Source organism: Algiphilus sp. (genome assembly GCF_023145115.1).
Classification (GTDB): domain Bacteria; phylum Pseudomonadota; class Gammaproteobacteria; order Nevskiales; family Nevskiaceae; genus Algiphilus.
In genome coordinates, this window is sequence record NZ_JAGLEJ010000037.1 from 178,535 (window position 1) to 195,951 (window position 17,417).

Sequence of the window (17,417 nt, forward strand, 5' to 3'; positions counted from 1 at the left end):
GTCAGGCCCCCGGCAGCCGGTCGTGGGCGCTGGCGCAGAGGATGCGCACGCGTCCGGTCGCCCCGCTGCCGCCCGCTCCGGAACCCGTGACGGCGTCCGGCGCCAGCAGCGCGCTGCTTCGCCAGCCATCGCGCCTGGCGCGTGCGTGCAGCGCCCCGGCGTCGGTGAAATGCAGCCGCACCGCGCCGCGCACCATCACCGACAGGGCAGCCAGGAAGCCGCGCGTCAGCAGGTCGCCGTTGTCGGAGGCCAGGTAGGTATCGGCGAGATAGAGCGATGCCGGGAAGCGCCGCATGCCGGCGCTGGCGTCCTGCCAGAGTTGATCGACGGTCTGGAGCGGGAGGTAGTTCAGCAGCCCCTCGCTGATGATGGCGACGCCGCGGTCGGGCGCGAGCGCGCCGAGCAGCGTGCGCAGGCTCAGCGGGCCGGTGGTGACGCCGGCGTCGAGCGCGCGCACCTCGTGGCCGCTGCTGAGGAGCCCGCCCCGCTGCAGGGCGCGCTGCTTGCGCGCCGCCATCGCCGGCAGATCGGTCTCGATGTAGCGCAGGCCGGTGCCGAAGCGCTGCTTGAAGCGCCAGCCGCGGGCCGACTGTCCCGCGGCGAGCTCGATCACCTGCGATACGCCGCCGTCGACGATGGCGCGCGTCAGCAGCGCGTCGATGGCCACATGACGGGCGAGCAGCAGGCCCTCGAGCAGCGGGTCGGGGCGCAGCGGGGCCGACAGCCGCATGCCGGCCGCGAGCACCCTGTCGGGGAGCGGATGCAGCGCCGCCGGCGACAGCCCGTGTCGCCGCCACACCGCGCCGGTGTAGCGCGCCGTGGGACTGACGCGGGCAAAGTTCGACCACATGCGGAGCCTCCTCTCGCGGTGCGCGCGCCAGCATAGCGTCACTCCCGCACGGCATGACGCGGCGGTATTCTCCCGCCGCGCGGATGACACGAACGTGACACACTGTGCCGGGGCGTGCCCGGCGCGCCCACAGGTCCAGGTCAGGCACGACCCGCGGAGGAATGGCAGAGCACTTTCGCTATTTGCGGCGCTTCGTCGCCGCGCCGGCCCGCATCGGCAGCGTGGCACCGAGCTCGCAGTCGCTCGCCCGGGCCATGCTGCGCGGTATCGACTGGGACGCGACCGGTGTCGTCGCGGAGCTCGGTGCCGGTACCGGCGTGTTCACGCAGGCGGTGGTCGGCGCGCTGGCGCCGGATGCGCGTTTCCTGGTCTTCGAGACCGAGCCCGCGCTGCGCCGCGATCTGCTGCGGCGGTTCCCGTCACTGGAACTGCACGAGGACGCCGCTACGCTGGGGGCGACACTGGCGGCGGGCGGACTCGACGGCGCCGACTGCATCATCTCGGGCCTCCCCTTCGCCAACTTCCGCCCGCTGGTCCGGCAGAAGCTGCTTCGCGCCATATTCGGCGCCCTGCGCCCCGGTGGCGTGTTCGTGGGCTTCCAGTACTCGACCCAGCTGCGGCGCGAGCTGCGCGCCTGCTTCGGTGCCGTCGAGACCGAAGTGGTCCTGCGCAACGTGCCGCCGGCGGTTGTCTACCGCTGCCGGCGGCAGCCGCTCGACGCGCTGCACGGCCTGCCCGGCGACGCGCCGGCGGTCGACGCCGGCGCCCCCGTGATGGCGGCGCGCGCGGCCGACTGAGGTCCGGAGCGCGCCGCCCTCAGGCGGGCCGGCCGCGGTACATGCGGGAGAAGCCCGCCGGCGCCGCGTGGTCGTGCGTCTTGGGTTTCGGCGCCGGCCCCTCCAGCGCGTGGCCGCGATAGCTGCGGCGCTGGACGTCCTCCTGACTGGGCGGCGGCCGGTCCAGCACGTGCTTGAGGGCGGTCATCAGGGCGTCCTGCAGCGCGTTCATGCGCAGCGGGCGCGCGATGCCGTGCTCGGGACAGTCGCCGTGCTCGGCATAGGGCACGATCACGGCATCGTTCTCGGCCGCGAAGCGGCTGGCGAGATTCTGGCCATCCGGAGCGCCGGTGTTGAGGATGATGATCTCGGCCTGGGCGGCGTCCGACTCCCACTGCAGATCGGCGGGGAGTCGGCTCTGGATGACGGAGCTGGCCGCGACAAGAGCCCGCGATTGCGTCTCTGCGACGCCGATCACGGCCACGCTGACGGTATTTCGCTTCATCTCGGGTCTCGCGATACTTGGTACCCGTATGAAGCAAGGATCGGGCCAGTTCGCCGTCGGCTGCAAGGTGATGATTTTGTTGCGGTCGGCCTGCGCGCTCCGGTGTGCCGTGCGCTATCGCAGCGCAGCAAAGGCCGCATCGGGCCGCCGCGTGCACCTAAATGATCATTCGGTCAGATCGCGGAACATGACGAAGGCGTCCACGAATCCGTGGCGCGGATGCCGGAACGCCCCGGGCAGCCGGCCCACCGTCGAGAAACCCATGCGGTCCCACAGCGCCTTGGCGCCGGTGTTGGTCGCCACCACCAGGTTGTACTGCATGGCGCGATAGCCGAGGCGCCGGGCTTCCGCCAGCGAATGCGCGCACATCGCGCGGCCGATGCCGCGGCCGCGCGCTTCGGGGGCGACGATGTAGCCGCAGTTGCAGACGTGCGCACCCAGGCCGGGCTGGTTGGGCTTGATGAGATAGGTGCCGACGATGACGCCGCCGCGATCCTCCGCGACGAAGGTCGCCTGCGGGGCCTCGATCCATGCCTGATGGGCCTCGTCGATCCCGATGGCGGGATCGTGGGGATGGCTCTCGCCGCTGCGGAACTCGTTGCGCAGGACGGGCCATACGGCCTCCCAGTCGGCCGGCGCGAAGGCGCGGATGGTGCAGCCGGTGTCACTGCCGGATGGTGGTGCGGATCGCGCGGGCATGCTAGAACGCGATGGATGGCCACGGGTGGAGGGCGCATCGTGCCACGCGCCGGCGCGGCGCGCGAAGGATGGCACGCGTCCTGCTTGGTGGCAGATGGACACCGCGGCCGTTCCCGATCGCGGTTGCCCCGCTGGAGGAGCCGTGAAACGACTGAATGACAACAGCGGCTATGTGGCCTGGGCCGCTGCGCTGCTCTCCGGCCTGCCACTGTTCGCGTGGCAGGCCTATCGTCTGCGACGCGACACGCCGCGGCTGGAGGAAGCCCCCGGCCCCCGGGAGGGCGAGGTGACCGGCGAGGCGCCGGTCATCCGGCTCGCCGTCATCGGAGAGTCCACTGCCGCCGGTGTCGGCGCGCCGGACCATGCGCGCGGACTCGCCGGCCGGAGTGCGGCGGCGCTGGCAGCGCGCACCGGGCGCGCCGTGCGCTGGAGCGCGCACGGGCACAACGGGGCCACGGCGCGGCAGACGCGCTATCGCCACGTGCCGGAGGTCGATCGCGGCACCGGCGTGGTCGTGGTGGCCCTCGGCGTCAACGACGTGCTCTCCGGATGTGCGCCGGAAACGTGGCGGCACAACCTCGAGAAGCTGCTGGCCTCGACGCGGCGCCGTGCCCCGGGCGCCATCATCGTGGTGAGCGCGGTGCCGCCGATGGGGCACTTCCCGGCCATCCCGCAGCCGCTGCGCGCGCTGCTGGGCGTGCGCGCCCAGGCCTTCGACCGCATCAGCGCGCTGGTCGCGGCGGCCTGCCCGCGGGCGCTCTATGTGCCGCTGCCCTACGAGGGCGGCAGCGACTATTTCTGCGAGGACCGCTTCCACCCCTCGGCGCTGGGCTACGACCGCTGGGGCACCCTCACCGGCGAGGCGGCGGCACTGCGCATTCAGTCGGCCGCTTCCTGATAGCAGCCGGGACGGAAGCGGGGCGTGCACACGGCGAGGAAGATCAGCTCGCCGTCGCCGGTGTTGGTGATGCGCTGCGGCGCCTCGGGCGGGATGAGCAGCGCATCGCCGCGCGCCAGCGGGTGGCGCTCGCCCGCGACTTCGGCGGTGCCGGTACCGGAGAGCACCACGTAGCGCTCGGCGGTGCCGGTCAGCGCGTGCATGCGCGTGCTGCCACCCGCCGGTACGCGCGCCTCGACGATCGACACGGCGTCGTCCTCGCCGGCATTCCACCACTCGCTGATCCAGCAGCCCTCCTCGAACCAGTAGGGCTCGGGTGCCGGTGAGCGCCGCGGGCGCGTGCGGCGCGCGCGCAGCTGGCGGTAGAGCCCGGAGATGTCGTCGTCGCCGTGCCCGGCATCGACCAGGGCGGCGTAGTCCGCCACCGTGCGGTCGACCACCGGCAGCGGCAGGTCGCGATCGGCGGCCATGCGCTGGCTGATGCGCAGATCCTTGAGATGCAGGTCCATGCGGAAGCCGGGCGGATACGCGCCCGCGACCATCGTGCGTCCGCGGTTGTTGACGAACCAGGAACCGGCGGCGCCGCTGCCCACCACCTCCACCACCTGATCGGGGTCGAGGCCGCTGGCCTCGGCCAGCGCCAGGCCCTCGCAGACGGCCTGGTTGATGCCGGCCGCCATGACCTGGTTGACGGCCTTGCAGGCCTGGCCCGCGCCGATCGCGCCGAGGTGCACCCAGCGCTTGCCCATGGCCTCGAACAGCGGGCCGGCCTCCGCGACATCGGCTTCGGCCCCGCCCACCATGAAGGTCAGCGTGCCCTGGCGCGCGCCCTCGGCACCGCCGGTGACGGGGGCATCGACGAAGCGCGCGCCGACGCGTGCCAGTCGTGCCGAAGCCTCGCGTGCAGTGGCGTCCGAGACGGTGGAAGCGTCGATGACGAGCCTGCCCGCGGCCTCGGGCACGCACAGCGCATCGACCACCGCCAGCACCTCGGCATCGGCGCGGACGCACAGCACCACCGCGTCGGCGCCGTCCCAGAGGGCAGACGGTGTGTCCGCCCGCGTGACTCCGAGCTCGCCGGCACGCCGCGCGGCCTTCTCGGCGGTATGGCTCCACAGCCCCGCAAGGCAGCCCGCGGTGTGCAGATGCCCGGCCATGTGCCAGCCCATGGTGCCCAGTCCGATGAATCCCGCCCGCATGTCCTGATCCTTCCGTTCGTCGATCGAAATGGTTGGTGGATTCCAGGCCCAAGTGCAACACCGTTGGTCATCAATGTTGTGTTGTTGCATAGGCGGCCTCGAAGAAGACCTCAGCCGGTGTCCGAAAGCCCAGCGATTTGCGCGGTCGGTTGTTGAGCTGCCAGGCAATGGCATCGAGTTCGCGCTGGGTGTAGTTCGACAGGACCTGGCCCTTGGGCAGGTACTGGCGGAGCAAGCCGTTGGTGTTTTCGTTGATACCCCGCTGCCAGGGGCTGTTCGGATCGGCGAAGTAGATGCTGAGGCCGGTGCGCTCAGCCAGCTCGCTGTGGCGCGCCATTTCCTTGCCCTGGTCATAGGTCAGGGTGCGCCGCTGCGCCTCCGGGAGGGCATTGAAGGTCGTGCTGAACCCCTCCAAGGCGGCCTCGGCGGTACAGCCCTCCATCTTGGCGAGCATCACGAACAAGGAGTGGCGGTCCACCAGCGTGCCGATCGCCGATTGATTGCGGCGCCCGACGATGAAGTCGCCTTCCCAATGTCCCGGCACCAGCCGGTCTTCAGCTTCCGGCGGGCGCACATGGATGCTGACCATATCCGTGAGCCGGCCGCGCCGGTCCCTGCCTTGGCGGCGCTTGCGCCCGCTGCGATGCCCTTGTCGCAGCAGCGACGTCAGCTCGCGCCGAAGCTGGCCGCGCGGCGTGGCGTAGATCGCGGTGTAGATTGTTTCGTGCGACACCCCGCCCAGTCTGCCGGCGATCTGTTCCGGGGACCAACCGCGATGCAGACGCTTCACCACCATCGGCCAGAGCGCGCCTGTGCGGGCCAGCTTGCGTTCGACGCGCGGCTTGCGGCGCAGCCGTCGGGCACGCTGGCCCGCGCTCGGCGCGTCATATCGCGGGATCTTGCGCGGACGCCCCTTGAGCGGCTCCGACTCCCGCCGATAGCCATTGCGCCGAAGCTCCCGCTGGATCGTGCTCGGCGATCGGCCAATAGCTTCAGCGACCCGGCGCATGCTCGATCCGCCCAGGATCATCGCCATGATCGTGCCCCGTTCCTCCGCACCCAAGTGTCGATAGTGAATCCCCACAGCACACCTCCTTTGCCGGAAGTGTTGCACTTGCGGATTGAATCCAAGGTTGCAAAAAGTTGTCCGACGGGCATGATGGCCGCCATGGCCAGAATGCGTATGCGCGACGGCGCCAAGCTGCACTATCTTGACGTCGGACGCGGCGACCCGGTGGTCCTGTTGCACGGTTTCGCCATGCACGGCGCCATGTGGCTGCCCTTCGTCATGCGCTACGCACACCGGCACCGCTTCATCCTGCCCGACCTGCGCGGATTCGGGCGCTCGCACGAACTGCCGCTGGTCCAGCCCGTGCTGCTGGACCAGCACGCCGACGATCTCGCCGATCTGGTCACCGGTCTCGGGCTCGGCCGCTTCACGCTCGGCGGGCTGTCGATGGGGGCCTGCACGTCGCTGCAGTATCAGCAGCGCCACGGCTTCGATCGGGTGGGCGCCTATCTGCACATCGACCAGGCGCCGTGCGTGCGCAATCTGCCGGACTGGCGCTGGGGGCTGCTCGGCGACGAGCAGGAAGTGCGGCTGGCGCCCTGGGCCGATCTGATGGAGAAGGTCGCGCCGTGGCGCGGGCGTTCCTTCGGCGCCATCCCGCGCGAGCTGCGCCGGCGCTTCTGGGCGGCCATGGCCGAGTTCTACGGGAGCGGTTTCCATCGTGCCGGATGGCGACACGGACTGCGCCTCACCCGGCACGAGCGCTTCGCGCGGCTGGCGGCGCCGACCACCAACTGGCCGGTCTACATGGACTGCCTGCACGCGTATCTCACCCACGAATACGACTGGCGCGAATCGATGCGCGACATCGCGGTGCCGATGACCGCGATGGTGGGCATGGAGTCGGAGCTCTATCCGGCGGAGGGGCAGCTGCGCATCAACGACTTCGTGCCGCACGCCGAGATAGTCCGCTTCGAGCGCTGCGGGCATGCCGTGCCCTTCGACGCGCCGGTGCGCTTCACGCGTGCACTGGGCACCTTCCTGGAAGCGACGCGGGCGCTCCGGCACGCGGACGCGCCGGTCTCCGCCCGGCAGCGTCGCGCCGCCTGATCGCGCTGCGGCTCAGGACTCCGAGAGATAGGTGTAGCCGGACAGGCCGGCCTCGAGCTCGGCGAGCAGTGAAGCCGCCGCGCGTCGCGGCAGTCCGAGCGCGTTGATCTTGCTGCGATAACTCCGGGATAGTGCCTCCGGCGCGAAGTGCACGTAGCGCAGCAGGTCGCTGGTGGCGTCGCCCTGCTCTGGCGATTCCAGCCGCCAGCCTTCGGCGCTGTGCGCGTCGAGCACCACGTTGACCGCGTTGGTGTCGCCGAACAGGTTGTGCATGTCGCCGAGGATCTCCTGATAGGCCCCTACCATGAAGAACCCGAGCCAGTAGGGCGCATCGTCGGACAGCGCGTGCGCGGACATGGTGGCCTCGATGCCGCGGCGGTCGACGTAGTGATCGATGCGTCCGTCGGAATCGCAGGTGAGGTCGCACAGCGATACGCGCTGGTCCGGGCGCTCGTCGAGACGGTGGATGGGCAGGATCGGGAATACCTGGTCGATGGCCCAGATGTCGGGCAGCGACTGGAACACCGAGAAGTTGCAGAAGTACTTCCGCGCCAGCCGCTGCTCGAGCTCGTCGAGGGCGTCGCGATGCGCCCGGATCTGCGGATCCAGGCGCGAGCGCACGCCGTGACAGACGATGGTGTGGAGCTGCTCGGCGCGGGCCCGCGCCGCCAGCCCGAGCTGGCCGTGCGTGTACTGGCTGTGCGCGTCGGACAGCCAGGCACCGGCGTCGTACAGCAGCTCCAGCGGCGGCCGGCGATCGAGGTCGGCGACCATGCCGTGCAGTTCCTGCAGCGGCGCGGGATCGTCATCGTCCGGCGGCGGCGGCGCGCCGTCGTCGCTGGTCTCGACATCGACGACGTCGGTGATGAGGACGGCGTGATGGGCGGTCAGCGCGCGGCCCGATTCCGAGATCACGTCCGGTTCCGGCTGCCCCGTCTGTGCACAGACATCCTTGAGCGAGCGCAGGATGGCGGTGGCGTACTCCCGCGTCGAGTAGTTCATCGAGCAGTACGAGCGCGATCGCGTGCCCTCGTAGTCGACCCCGAGGCCGCCGCCCACATCCAGCACGTGGATGGCGGCGCCGAGCGCGCGCAGCTCGGCGTAGAAGCGTGCCGCCTCGCGCATGCCGCGGTGCACGTCGCCGATGTTGGCGACCTGCGAGCCCAGGTGGAAGTGCAGCATCTGCACGCTGTCGAGATGGCCCGCCCCGCGCAGCGTGTCGAGCGCGCGCAGGACCTGCCCGGCGGAGAGGCCGAACTTGGAGCGCTCGCCGCCGGTGTTCTGCCACTTGCCGGCACTGATCGCGGCCAGGCGAACGCGCAGGCCGATGCGCGGCGCCACGTCCAGCGCCGCCGCCTCGTGCAGCACGATGCCCAGCTCGGAGAGCTTCTCGATGACGATGTAGACCCGGTGACCGAGCTTCTCGCCGATCAGCGCGCGCCGGATGTAGGTGCGGTCCTTGTAGCCGTTGCAGACGATCACCGACCCGGGCGTGGCGATCCCGAGCACGGCCGCCAGTTCCGGCTTGCTGCCGGCCTCGAGCCCGACGCGCGTGCCGCCGGCGCGCACGATGCTGTTCACCACGCTGTGCTGCTGGTTGACCTTGATCGGGTAGACCGCGGTGTACGCGCCGTCGTAGCCGAGCGCTTCGCGCGACTCGGTGAAGGCGCCCACCAGCGCGGCGATGCGATCGGCCAGGATGTCGCTGAAGCGCAGCAGCACGGGCAGCTCGAGCCCTTCCTCCGGCAGGCGGCGGGTGAGCTCGGCGAGGTCGATGGCGGGGCCGTCGGCACCCCGAGGTCGCATCAGCACATGCCCGCTGTCGGCGACGTCGACGTAGCCTTCGCTCCATTCGGGGATGTTGTAGAGGGCGGCCGCGTCGGCCGCGCGCCAGGCACGATCTGTCATTAGGGGTGCGCGCTGTTTCCTTATACTCGGCTGCCGCTTTTCAGGGAGTGCGGCTCATGACGCTGGACAAGAACTGGTTCACCGAGATGGACGAAGCCACCGGCACGGCATTGTCGCTCAGACTCGGCGAGCACGTGCATGGCGAGCAGACGCCCGTACAGCGCATCGACATCTACCGCACCGAGACCTTCGGGTACCTGATGACCATCGACGGCTGCACGATGGTCACGACTCGCGACAACTTCCTCTACCACGAGATGATGGCGCACCCGGTGCTGAACGCGCATCCGGCGCCGAAGCGGGTCGCGATCGTCGGCGGCGGGGACTGCGGCACGCTCAACGAGGTGCTCAAGCACCCGGAAGTCGAGTCCGCCGTGCAGATCGAGATCGATGAGCGGGTCACCCGCCTGTCGGAGCAGTACTTCCCGGAGCTGTGCGAGCGCAACGGCGATCCGCGAGCGGAGCTCTTCTTCGGCGACGGCCTGCAGTGGATGCGCGATGTCGCGCCCGGCAGTCTCGATGTCGTCATCGTCGATTCCACCGACCCGGTCGGGCCGGCCGAGGGCCTGTTCGGCCCGCGCTTCTACGGCGACGTGCTGCGCGCGCTGGGGCCGGACGGTCTGCTCGTGCATCAGTCCGAGTCGCCGCTGCTGCATCAGGCGCTCATCGGCGCCATGCATCGCGCCATGCGCGAGGCCGGATTCGCGCAGACCCATCTGCTGCACTTCCCGCAGCCGATCTACCCGTCCGGATGGTGGAGCGCCTCGATGGCTTGCAAGCACGCGCGCCCGATCGGGGAGCGCCTCGACGAGCGCGCCATCGCGGCACTGGACACGCGCTACTACAACGCCGCCACCCATCGCGCCGCCTTCGCGCTGCCCAACTACCTGCGCGAGACGCTCGACGTCCTCTGAGTCCGGGCTGTGGGCGCCGGCGTCAGCCGCCGGCGCCGCAGGCGGCGTCCACGATGCCCTGCTGGCGCTCCACCAGGCGCTCGCGTTCGTCCGCCGTGAGCTCGCGCTCCTCGCCGAGCGCGTTGGTCTCCACGATGCGCTCGGCAACCCGGTATTCCGCGAGGCGGTCACGGGCGTCCCCGCAGTCGGGGCCGTCCGCCTGCGCGGTCTCGTCGCCCCGCGCCTCGGCGCTCCCGCTCCGGTCGTCCATGTTCTTGATGCCGGCGCGCGGCTCGAAGCGTTCGAAGCGCACGTTCGCCGGCGGCCGGTCGCCGAAATGCAGCTGGCCCTGCGCGTCGCGCCAGCGATAGACCTCGGCCGCAGCCGGGAGGCTGACGGCGAGGGCCAGCACCGGCAGTGCCAGACAACGGATGCGGGAAGCGGCAGCACGCGCGGACATGCCGCTAGTGTATCGGGCCATGGACCCCGACAGGCAAGCGCGCGATGGCCGGCCGATGCTGATCACCCCGGCGGCGGGCACGCATCGCGCCTGCGGTTGCGGCCGGAGCGCGACGTGGCCGTTGTGTGCCGCTGACTGCACGCGTCCCGAAGCCTCGGCGCCATTCCGCGTGCGGCGCGACGGTGCGCGCATCTGGCTCTGTCGCTGCGGTGCCAGTCGCCGGCTGCCGCACTGCGACGGCAGCCACAACCGGCTTTCCGATTGAGTGCGCGGTCACGGCGAGCCGGGCGGCAGCAGCCCGATCTCCTCGGCGGCGTGATCCGCGAGGCCGGCGCCGGCTTCTTCGTAGACATGAAACACCGCGTCGGCGCCGCGCGCCTTGAGCGGCGCGATCTCGTCCTGATAGTTGACCATGGCCGCGATCCGGCCGGGAAACTCGCGGTGGCGGAGCTGGTCGATGGCGAAGAGGTTGCCGGCGTGATGCGGCATCGCCAGGACCACCAGCTGGACCGTGGGTGATACCAGCAGCTTGTCCCAGAAGTCGGAGTCGGTGGCGTCGCCCTCGATGACGCGGTAGCCCGCGCCCTGCAGCGCGTGCACGCGTTTGCCGACGTTGTCCACGCCCAGCAGGCGCTTGCCGAAGATGCCGCTGAAGCGATCGTAGGCACCCTGGCCGATGCGGCCCATGCCCAGCACGACGATCTCGGCATCGCCGAGGTCGATGGGCCGGTCGCGCTCGTGCAGCTCGCGCGCCTCCAGGCGCTTGAGCGCGCGCCCGTAGCGCCGGTACACGGTTTCGCCGACGCTGTTGAGCGGGGCGCTGAGCACGAAGCTGGCGGCCACCGCCAGCGACAGCACGGTCAGCCAGTCGGCGCTCAGCAGCCCCTGCGATGTCGCCACGGCGGCGACGATGAGGCCGAACTCGGAATAATTGCTCAGGCTGAGCGTGGCCAGCACGCTGCTGCGTGCGCGCATGCGGAAGAACAGGAAGATCGCCAGGTAGAAGAGACTCTTCACGGGCAGCAGCAACAGCAGCAGGGCGGCGATGCCGATCAGTTCCCAGCTCGGTGTCGCGCCCAGTCCGAGATTGATGAAGAAGCAGACCAGGAAGAGCTCCTTGAGGTTGAAGAGCGCGCGGGACAGCGCCGCCGCCGCCGGGTGCGGGGCCAGCAGCATCCCCACCAGCAGCGCGCCGAAGTCGCCCTTGATGCCCAGCGCCTCGAACAGCGCGTAGCCCACCACCAGTGCGAAGGTGATGCCGAACAGCACCTGCACCTCGCCGTGGCCGGCGCGGTCCATGAGGCGCTGCAGCATGGGCGCCGCCGGGACCAGTAGCAGGAGCAGTACTGCCCACGGGCTGGGCAGCTTGCCGGAGGATGCCGCCATGAACAGCACCGCGAAGATGTCCTGCATGATCAGGACGCCGATGGCGATGCGCCCGTAGAACGAGTTGCTCTCGCTGCGATCCTCCAGCGCCTTGACGACGAAGACCGTGCTCGAGAAGGACAGCGCGAATGCGAGCAGCAGCAGTCGTATTCCGTCGAGCTCGGCCAGCATGGGCCACGCCAGCCAGCGCGCCAGCAGCATGAGCAGCAGCGCGAAGACGCCGGTGGTGGCGGCGATGTGCAGGCTGGCCGATGCCCAGACCGTGCGGTCGAGCAGCGTGCGCAGGTTGAGCTTGAGGCCGATCGTGAACAGCAGCAGCGTCACGCCGAGATCGGCCAGCAGCGTGAGGCCGTCGCTGCTCTCGATGCCGAGCCCGTTGAGCCCGAAGCCCGCGAGCAGGAAGCCGAGCAGCGGCGGCAGCCGCAGGGCGTGGGCCGCGAAGCCGCCGATGAACGCGGCCACGATGACGATCGGATCAATGCCCATGACGCTCGCCGTGGGCGCGGGCGTCCGCGGCGATGCGCGCCACCGCCGCCCTCACCGCGCGGGTGCGATCAGACCGCGCCGTCGCCGGTCTCGCCGGTGCGGATGCGGACGGTCTGCTCGAGCGGGCTGATGAATATCTTGCCGTCGCCGATCTGACCGGTCTTGGCAGCGTTCTGGATGGCCTCGATGGAACGATCCACCATGTCCTCGGGCAGCGCGACCTCGAGCTTGATCTTGGGCAGCAGGTCGACGGTGTACTCGGCGCCGCGGTAGAGCTCGGTGTGGCCCTTCTGCCGGCCGAAGCCGCGCACCTCCGTCACTGTCATGCCCTGGACGCCGATATCGGCCAGTGCCTCGCGCACGGCGTCGAGCTTGAAGGGCTTGATGATGGCAGTGAGCATTTTCATGAGCGGAATTCCGGTCAGGCTTTGCCCGAGTGTATCAGCAGGTCGCGCATGCCCCGGCCCGAAAGGAAAACGGCCGACCCCGTAGGGGCCGGCCGTTCGGCAACGCGCGTGCGACGGGGCTCACGCGACCTGGCGGTGCTCCGAGGCCACGTCCTCGTGCGAGGTCTCCACCGCGAACTGGGCGATGTACTCGGGCGGGAAGTCGTCGGTCTGGATGGCGTCGTAGCGCGCGGCGTCGTACTCCGCCACCAGGGCCTGCTCCTCGGCGGTGATCACGCCCTGCGCCACGGCATCGGCGAGCTTCTCTTCCGGCGTGTCGCCGCCGAGCCTGCCGGCCGACAGCGCCTTGAAGTACTTCAGGTAGGGCGCTTCGGCCTTCTCCAGCAGGTTGAAGGTGTACTCCATCCGGCCGACGGCGTCGTCCCTGCCGCCGTTGACGTAGACCAGCGAAGTGAGCTCGTCGCGCAGCCGGCTCGGCTGCATCAGGCTGTCCGCCAGCTCGCCGGTGAGCGCGTCCGAGGGCGCACGGTACGGGCGCCCGAACGGGAACACCATGGCGCGCATGGCACCGCCCACGAAGCGGTTCGGGAAGTTGGCGAAGAAGCCGTCGAAGGCCGTGTGGATCTCGGCCAGGCAGTTGTCCAGCGCCCAGCGGGCGTGCGCCAGATGGTCCTCGCGGCTGCCCATGTGGCGGTAGTACCAGAGCACGCCGGAGGCGATGTAGAGCTGCGACAGCACGTCGCCGAGGCGCGCCGACAGGCGCTCCTTGCGCTTGAGGTCGCCGCCCAGCATGCCCATGGTGACGTCCGACACGAAGGCCAGCGACGCGCTCATGCGCTCGAGCTGCCGGTAGTAGTCGGCCAGCGGCCCGCCTTCCGGCGCGCGCGCCAGGCGGGCGCCGGTGAGGCCGAGGGTGAAGGCGCGCACGCCGCGGTTGACCGAGTAGCCGACGTGCGACCACAGCTCGCGGTCGAAGGCGGCGAGGTCGTCGGCGCGCGCGGCTTCCATCTCGGGAAAGACGTGCGGATGGCAGCGGATCGCGCCCTGGCCGAAGATCATCAGGTTGCGGGTGAGGATGTTGGCGCCTTCCACGGTGATGGCGATGGGCGCCGACTTGTAGCCCGCGGCCAGATAGTTGCGCGGCCCCTGCTGGACGCCGCGGCCGCCGTGGATGTCCATGGCATCGATGATCACGCGCCGCATGATCTCGGTCATGTGGTACTTGGCGATGGCGGTGACCACCGACGGCGCGCAGTGATCCACGCCCGAGGCGGTCAGCAGACGCATCGACTCCAGCGTATAGGTCAGGCCGGCGATGCGGCCGCTGGCCTCCTGCACGCCCTCGAACTTGCCGATGGCGAGCTTGAACTGGCGGCGGATGCGGCCATAGGCGCCGGTCATGCGGTAGGCGGTCTGCCCCGCTGCCACCGCCAGCGCCGGCAGCGAGATGCCGCGACCGGCCGACAGGCATTCGGCCAGCATGCGCCAGCCGCCGCCGGCCTTCTGCGGGCCGCCGATGATCCAGTCGATGGGGATGAAGACATCAGTGCCGAAGATCGGCCCGTTCATGAAGGCCGAGCCGGGGTAGTGGCGGCGGCCGATCTCGACGCCGGGATGGCTCGCCGGCACCAGCGCGCAGGTGATGCCGTAGTCGGTCTTGGAGCGGTCGCCCAGCAGCCCCTCGGGGTCCTCGAGCTTGAAGCCGAGGCCGACGACCGTGGCGACGGGCGCCAGCGTGATCCAGCGCTTGGAGAAGTTGAGGCGGATGCCCAGGGTGCGCTCGCCCTCGTGCTCGCCGTAGCAGACCACGCCGCTGTCGGGCATGGCCGTGGCGTCCGAGCCGACCTCGGGGCCGGTGAGGCCGAAGCACGGGATTTCCTCGCCGGAGACCAGGCCGGGCAGCCACTTCTTCTGCTGCTCGGGGGTGCCGTAGTGCACCAGCAGCTCGCCCGGACCGAGCGAGTTCGGAACCATCACGGTGACCGCCACCGCGATCGACTTGGTGGCCAGCTTGGTGACCACGGTCGACTGCGCCACTGCCGAGAATCCGAGACCGCCGTGCTCCTTCGGAATGAGCATGGCGAGAAAACCGTTGGCACGGATGTACTGCATCACCGGCTCCGGCACGTCGCGTGTCTCGAAGTCGATCTGCCAGTCGTCGATCATGCCGCAGAGCGTCTCGACCTCGTTGTTGAGGAAGCGCTGCTCGTCCTCGGTGAGCTGCGTGCACTGGAAGTCGTGCAGCTGCTTCCAGTCCGGGCGGCCGCGGAACATCTCGGCTTCCCACCACACGTCGCCGGCCTCCAGGGCCTCGCGCTCGGTGGCGGACATCTCGGGCAGCACCTTCTTGAAGCCCGCGAAGATCGGGCGCGTCACCAGTGCCGCGCGCAGCGGACGAAGGCAGAAGAAGGCGAGCAGCGCGAACACCGCGCCGACCACGCCGGTCCCGACCGGCCCGAGCGTGCCGGTGGCCACGCCGGCGGCCAGCGCGACACCGGTCACGCCGGCCCAGGCCAGCAGCGGTGCGCCGGTATAGGCCAGGGTCCAGGCGACGGCGATTGCAACAACAGCGATGATGAGGGTCGTCATATCGTCACTCCGTGTGAGTCCTTCACACCACGGCCTGGAGGGGCGGATCGTTCCGGTCCTCCGCCGCGGCAGGGTGCTGCTCCTCTCTCCGCACGCGGGGTATCAGCGTCTCGATCATGAGACGCAGGTAGTCGTTGAACTGCTGGTTCTCGGGGATCGCCTCCGGCACGTCACGCCGGATCTGCAGGTTCCCCATGAAGGTGGCGTAGGCGAAGGTCGACCAGCGCCGGGCATCGGCTTCCGACAGCCCCAGCGCGCGGTAGCAATCGAGCAGATAGGCCATCCGGCGCTCCGAGACGCGCCGTACCGCCTGCTGGATCGCCGGCCGGTCGCTGGCCGCAGCCAGGGCGAGATAGAGCCGGCCGGAGCGATAGCTCGCGTTCGCCGACTTGAACACGCGCACGATGCGCTCGTACGGGTCGGCAGCGTCGCCGACCCGGGCGATGATGTCGTCGGTCTCCTCGCGCTCCCAGCGCTCCAGGGCGGCGCGGATCAGCGCATCGCGGTTCGCGAAATGCCAGTAGAAGCTGCCCTTGGTGACGCCGAGCTGGCGCGCCAGCGGCTCGATGGCCACCGACTCCAGTCCGCCCGCGGCCATGGCATCGAGTGCCGCGGTCGCCCAATCGTCGGCGGTCAGGCTCTGGCGCTCGCCGTTGGCGGTTTGTGCGGGGCGTTGTTCCATACCGGGGTTCCATACGCTTTCGTATGGAGTGTAGCATACGCCCCCGTATGGTCAACGCGGGTTCAGGTCGTGTCGGCAGTATCGACGGTGGCATGGATGCGCTCGCCGGATTTTGCAGGGCCGATCGCGGCCAAGTATCGTTCCTTCCTCTGAACTGGAGATGAGCAGGATGTTGAAAAAGCTATGGGTTGCCCCGGCACTCGCGCTGATGCTGGCGCCGACCGTGACGTTCGCCGGCGTCTCGGACGACGAGGCCGAGCGGTTGGAAGAGGACGGTGATCTCACTCCCTGGGGTGCCACCCGCGCGGGCAATACCGATGGCTCCATTCCGGCCTGGGAAGGCGGCCTGAAGCAGGTGCCCGACTGCTACGAGGGCGAGGGGTCGTGGTACTGCGATCCGTTCCCGCAGGACGAACCCAAGTTCGTGATCACTGCCGAGAACGTCGAGCGCTACCGCGACATGCTGTCCGAGGGGCAGCAGAAGATGTTCGAGCTGCATCCCGAGACCTACAAGATGCCGGTGTTCGAGACGCGCCGGACCTTCGCCAATCCGGAGTGGATCTACGAGGCCAGCCGCGAGAATGCCGAGGAGGCCGAGCTCGGCGGCAACGGCGAGGCGCTGGTGGGCGCCATGCACGCCTATCCCTTCCCCATTCCGCAGAGCGGCCACGAGGTCATCTGGAACCACAAGGTGCGCTACCTGGGGCGCTGGGTACAGCGCTGGAACAACCAGTTCGCCGTGACCCAGAGCGGACGCTACAACCAGGTCACCATCCGCGAGGACGTGTACTTCCCGTACAACGATCCCGAGAACGATGTCGACGACCTCGAGAACATCATCATCTACTTCCTTCAGGTGGTCACCGAGCCGCCCCGGCTGGCCGGCACCATCACGCTGGTCCACGAGACCATGGACCAGGTCAAGGAGCCGCGCCGCGCCTGGCAGTACAACCCGGGCCAGCGCCGTCTGCGCCGTGCGCCCAATGTCGGCTATGACAACCCCGGCACGGCGGCGGACGGTCTGCGCACCAACGACCAGACCGATACCTTCAATGGTGCGATGGACCGCTACACCTGGAAGCTGGTGGGCAAGCAGGAGATGATCGTTCCGGCCAACAGCTACCGGCTGCACAGCGACGAGCTGAGCTACGACGACATCGTCAAGGAAGGCCACATCAATCAGGACGTGACGCGCTACGAGCGCCGCCGCGTCTGGGTGGTCGATGCCGAGACCAAGCCCGGCACCACGCACATCTACAAGCGCCGCAAGTTCTACGTGGACGAGGACGGCTGGCAGATCCGTCTGGTCGACATCTACGACCGTCGCGACCAGCTCTGGCGCTTCCAGGAGACGCACAGCGCGCTGGCCTACGACAAGCCCTTTGAAGTGCCGGTGGGCGAGACCATCTACGACCTGCAGAACGGCCGCTATCTCGTGCAGGCGCTCAACAACGAGCACGACGAGAATGTCGAGCGCGAGTTCGACCGCGACTACTTCAGCCCGTCGAACGTCTCGCGGCAGGCGGCGCGCTAGGTGTGATCTCTCAATAGGTTGTTCAT

17 protein-coding genes are annotated in these 17,417 nt (G+C 69.6%); 6 read left to right on the forward strand and 11 right to left on the reverse strand.

Annotated elements, in window-relative coordinates; translation table 11 throughout:
- Position 1: 1 nt before the first annotated feature.
- Entirely contained in the window at positions 2-850 is an 849-nt protein-coding gene (locus KAH28_RS12670) for a class I SAM-dependent methyltransferase (RefSeq protein ID WP_290577158.1), read from the reverse strand.
- Positions 851-1,011: 161 nt separating this feature from the next.
- Here KAH28_RS12670 and KAH28_RS12675 point away from each other — a divergent pair, with 161 nt between their 5' ends.
- Positions 1,012-1,647 carry a hypothetical protein gene (locus KAH28_RS12675; RefSeq protein WP_290577160.1) on the forward strand — a complete coding sequence of 212 codons (636 nt, stop codon included), beginning with the start codon at positions 1,012-1,014 and terminating at the stop codon, positions 1,645-1,647.
- 19 nt (positions 1,648-1,666) lie between these two features.
- Here the strand turns inward: KAH28_RS12675 and KAH28_RS12680 are convergent, their stop codons facing one another.
- The gene (locus tag KAH28_RS12680; RefSeq protein ID WP_290577162.1) at positions 1,667-2,131 is read right to left on the reverse strand and encodes a hypothetical protein; all 465 of its coding nucleotides are present in this window, start codon (positions 2,129-2,131) and stop codon (positions 1,667-1,669) included.
- Positions 2,132-2,296: 165 nt separating this feature from the next.
- A complete protein-coding gene (locus KAH28_RS12685) occupies positions 2,297-2,830 on the reverse strand; it encodes a GNAT family N-acetyltransferase (protein ID WP_290577164.1) in 534 nt (177 codons plus the stop codon).
- 142 nt (positions 2,831-2,972) lie between these two features.
- Here KAH28_RS12685 and KAH28_RS12690 point away from each other — a divergent pair, with 142 nt between their 5' ends.
- A complete protein-coding gene (locus tag KAH28_RS12690; RefSeq protein ID WP_290577165.1) occupies positions 2,973-3,728 on the forward strand; it encodes an SGNH/GDSL hydrolase family protein in 756 nt (251 codons plus the stop codon).
- On the opposite strand, the gene KAH28_RS12695 is transcribed toward KAH28_RS12690, so the two are convergent.
- Positions 3,710-4,927 carry an NAD(P)-binding domain-containing protein gene (locus KAH28_RS12695; RefSeq protein ID WP_290577166.1) on the reverse strand — a complete coding sequence of 406 codons (1,218 nt, stop codon included), beginning with the start codon at positions 4,925-4,927 and terminating at the stop codon, positions 3,710-3,712. The genes KAH28_RS12690 and KAH28_RS12695 overlap by 19 nt on opposite strands.
- A 70-nt stretch (positions 4,928-4,997) precedes the next feature.
- A complete protein-coding gene (locus tag KAH28_RS12700) occupies positions 4,998-6,011 on the reverse strand; it encodes an IS30 family transposase (RefSeq protein WP_290577168.1) in 1,014 nt (337 codons plus the stop codon).
- 84 nt (positions 6,012-6,095) lie between these two features.
- Between KAH28_RS12700 and KAH28_RS12705 the strand changes: the two genes are divergently transcribed.
- Positions 6,096-7,046 carry an alpha/beta hydrolase gene (locus KAH28_RS12705; protein WP_290577170.1) on the forward strand — a complete coding sequence of 317 codons (951 nt, stop codon included), beginning with the start codon at positions 6,096-6,098 and terminating at the stop codon, positions 7,044-7,046.
- Positions 7,047-7,058: 12 nt separating this feature from the next.
- Here KAH28_RS12705 and speA read toward each other — a convergent pair whose 3' ends face one another.
- Positions 7,059-8,954, reverse strand: coding sequence for a biosynthetic arginine decarboxylase (gene speA / locus KAH28_RS12710; protein WP_290577172.1), 1,896 nt, complete (start codon positions 8,952-8,954; stop codon positions 7,059-7,061).
- A gap of 56 nt (positions 8,955-9,010) precedes the next feature.
- On the opposite strand from speA, the gene speE reads away from it, so the two are divergent.
- Positions 9,011-9,868, forward strand: a complete 858-nt coding sequence (speE, locus tag KAH28_RS12715) for a polyamine aminopropyltransferase (RefSeq protein WP_290577174.1) — start codon at positions 9,011-9,013, stop codon at positions 9,866-9,868.
- A gap of 22 nt (positions 9,869-9,890) precedes the next feature.
- Here speE and KAH28_RS12720 read toward each other — a convergent pair whose 3' ends face one another.
- Positions 9,891-10,307, reverse strand: a complete 417-nt coding sequence (locus KAH28_RS12720) for a DUF4124 domain-containing protein (protein ID WP_290577176.1) — start codon at positions 10,305-10,307, stop codon at positions 9,891-9,893.
- Positions 10,308-10,362: 55 nt separating this feature from the next.
- On the opposite strand from KAH28_RS12720, the gene KAH28_RS17475 reads away from it, so the two are divergent.
- The gene (locus KAH28_RS17475; protein ID WP_366918179.1) at positions 10,363-10,572 is read left to right on the forward strand and encodes a CDGSH iron-sulfur domain-containing protein; all 210 of its coding nucleotides are present in this window, start codon (positions 10,363-10,365) and stop codon (positions 10,570-10,572) included.
- A gap of 8 nt (positions 10,573-10,580) precedes the next feature.
- On the opposite strand, the gene KAH28_RS12725 is transcribed toward KAH28_RS17475, so the two are convergent.
- From KAH28_RS12725 to KAH28_RS12740, 4 genes are all read right to left on the reverse strand, one after another.
- A complete protein-coding gene (locus tag KAH28_RS12725) occupies positions 10,581-12,173 on the reverse strand; it encodes a cation:proton antiporter family protein (protein WP_366918183.1) in 1,593 nt (530 codons plus the stop codon).
- 74 nt (positions 12,174-12,247) lie between these two features.
- Positions 12,248-12,586 carry a P-II family nitrogen regulator gene (locus tag KAH28_RS12730; protein ID WP_290577180.1) on the reverse strand — a complete coding sequence of 113 codons (339 nt, stop codon included), beginning with the start codon at positions 12,584-12,586 and terminating at the stop codon, positions 12,248-12,250.
- A gap of 120 nt (positions 12,587-12,706) precedes the next feature.
- The gene (locus tag KAH28_RS12735) at positions 12,707-15,175 is read right to left on the reverse strand and encodes an acyl-CoA dehydrogenase (protein ID WP_290577182.1); all 2,469 of its coding nucleotides are present in this window, start codon (positions 15,173-15,175) and stop codon (positions 12,707-12,709) included.
- A 22-nt stretch (positions 15,176-15,197) separates the two neighbouring features.
- Positions 15,198-15,857 (reverse strand): TetR/AcrR family transcriptional regulator, encoded by a 660-nt coding sequence (locus tag KAH28_RS12740; RefSeq protein ID WP_290577184.1) that lies wholly within the window; start codon positions 15,855-15,857, stop codon positions 15,198-15,200.
- 169 nt (positions 15,858-16,026) lie between these two features.
- Between KAH28_RS12740 and KAH28_RS12745 the strand changes: the two genes are divergently transcribed.
- Complete coding sequence (locus KAH28_RS12745; RefSeq protein WP_290577185.1) at positions 16,027-17,391, forward strand: DUF1329 domain-containing protein; 1,365 nt, start codon at positions 16,027-16,029, stop codon at positions 17,389-17,391.
- Positions 17,392-17,417 lie beyond the last annotated feature (26 nt).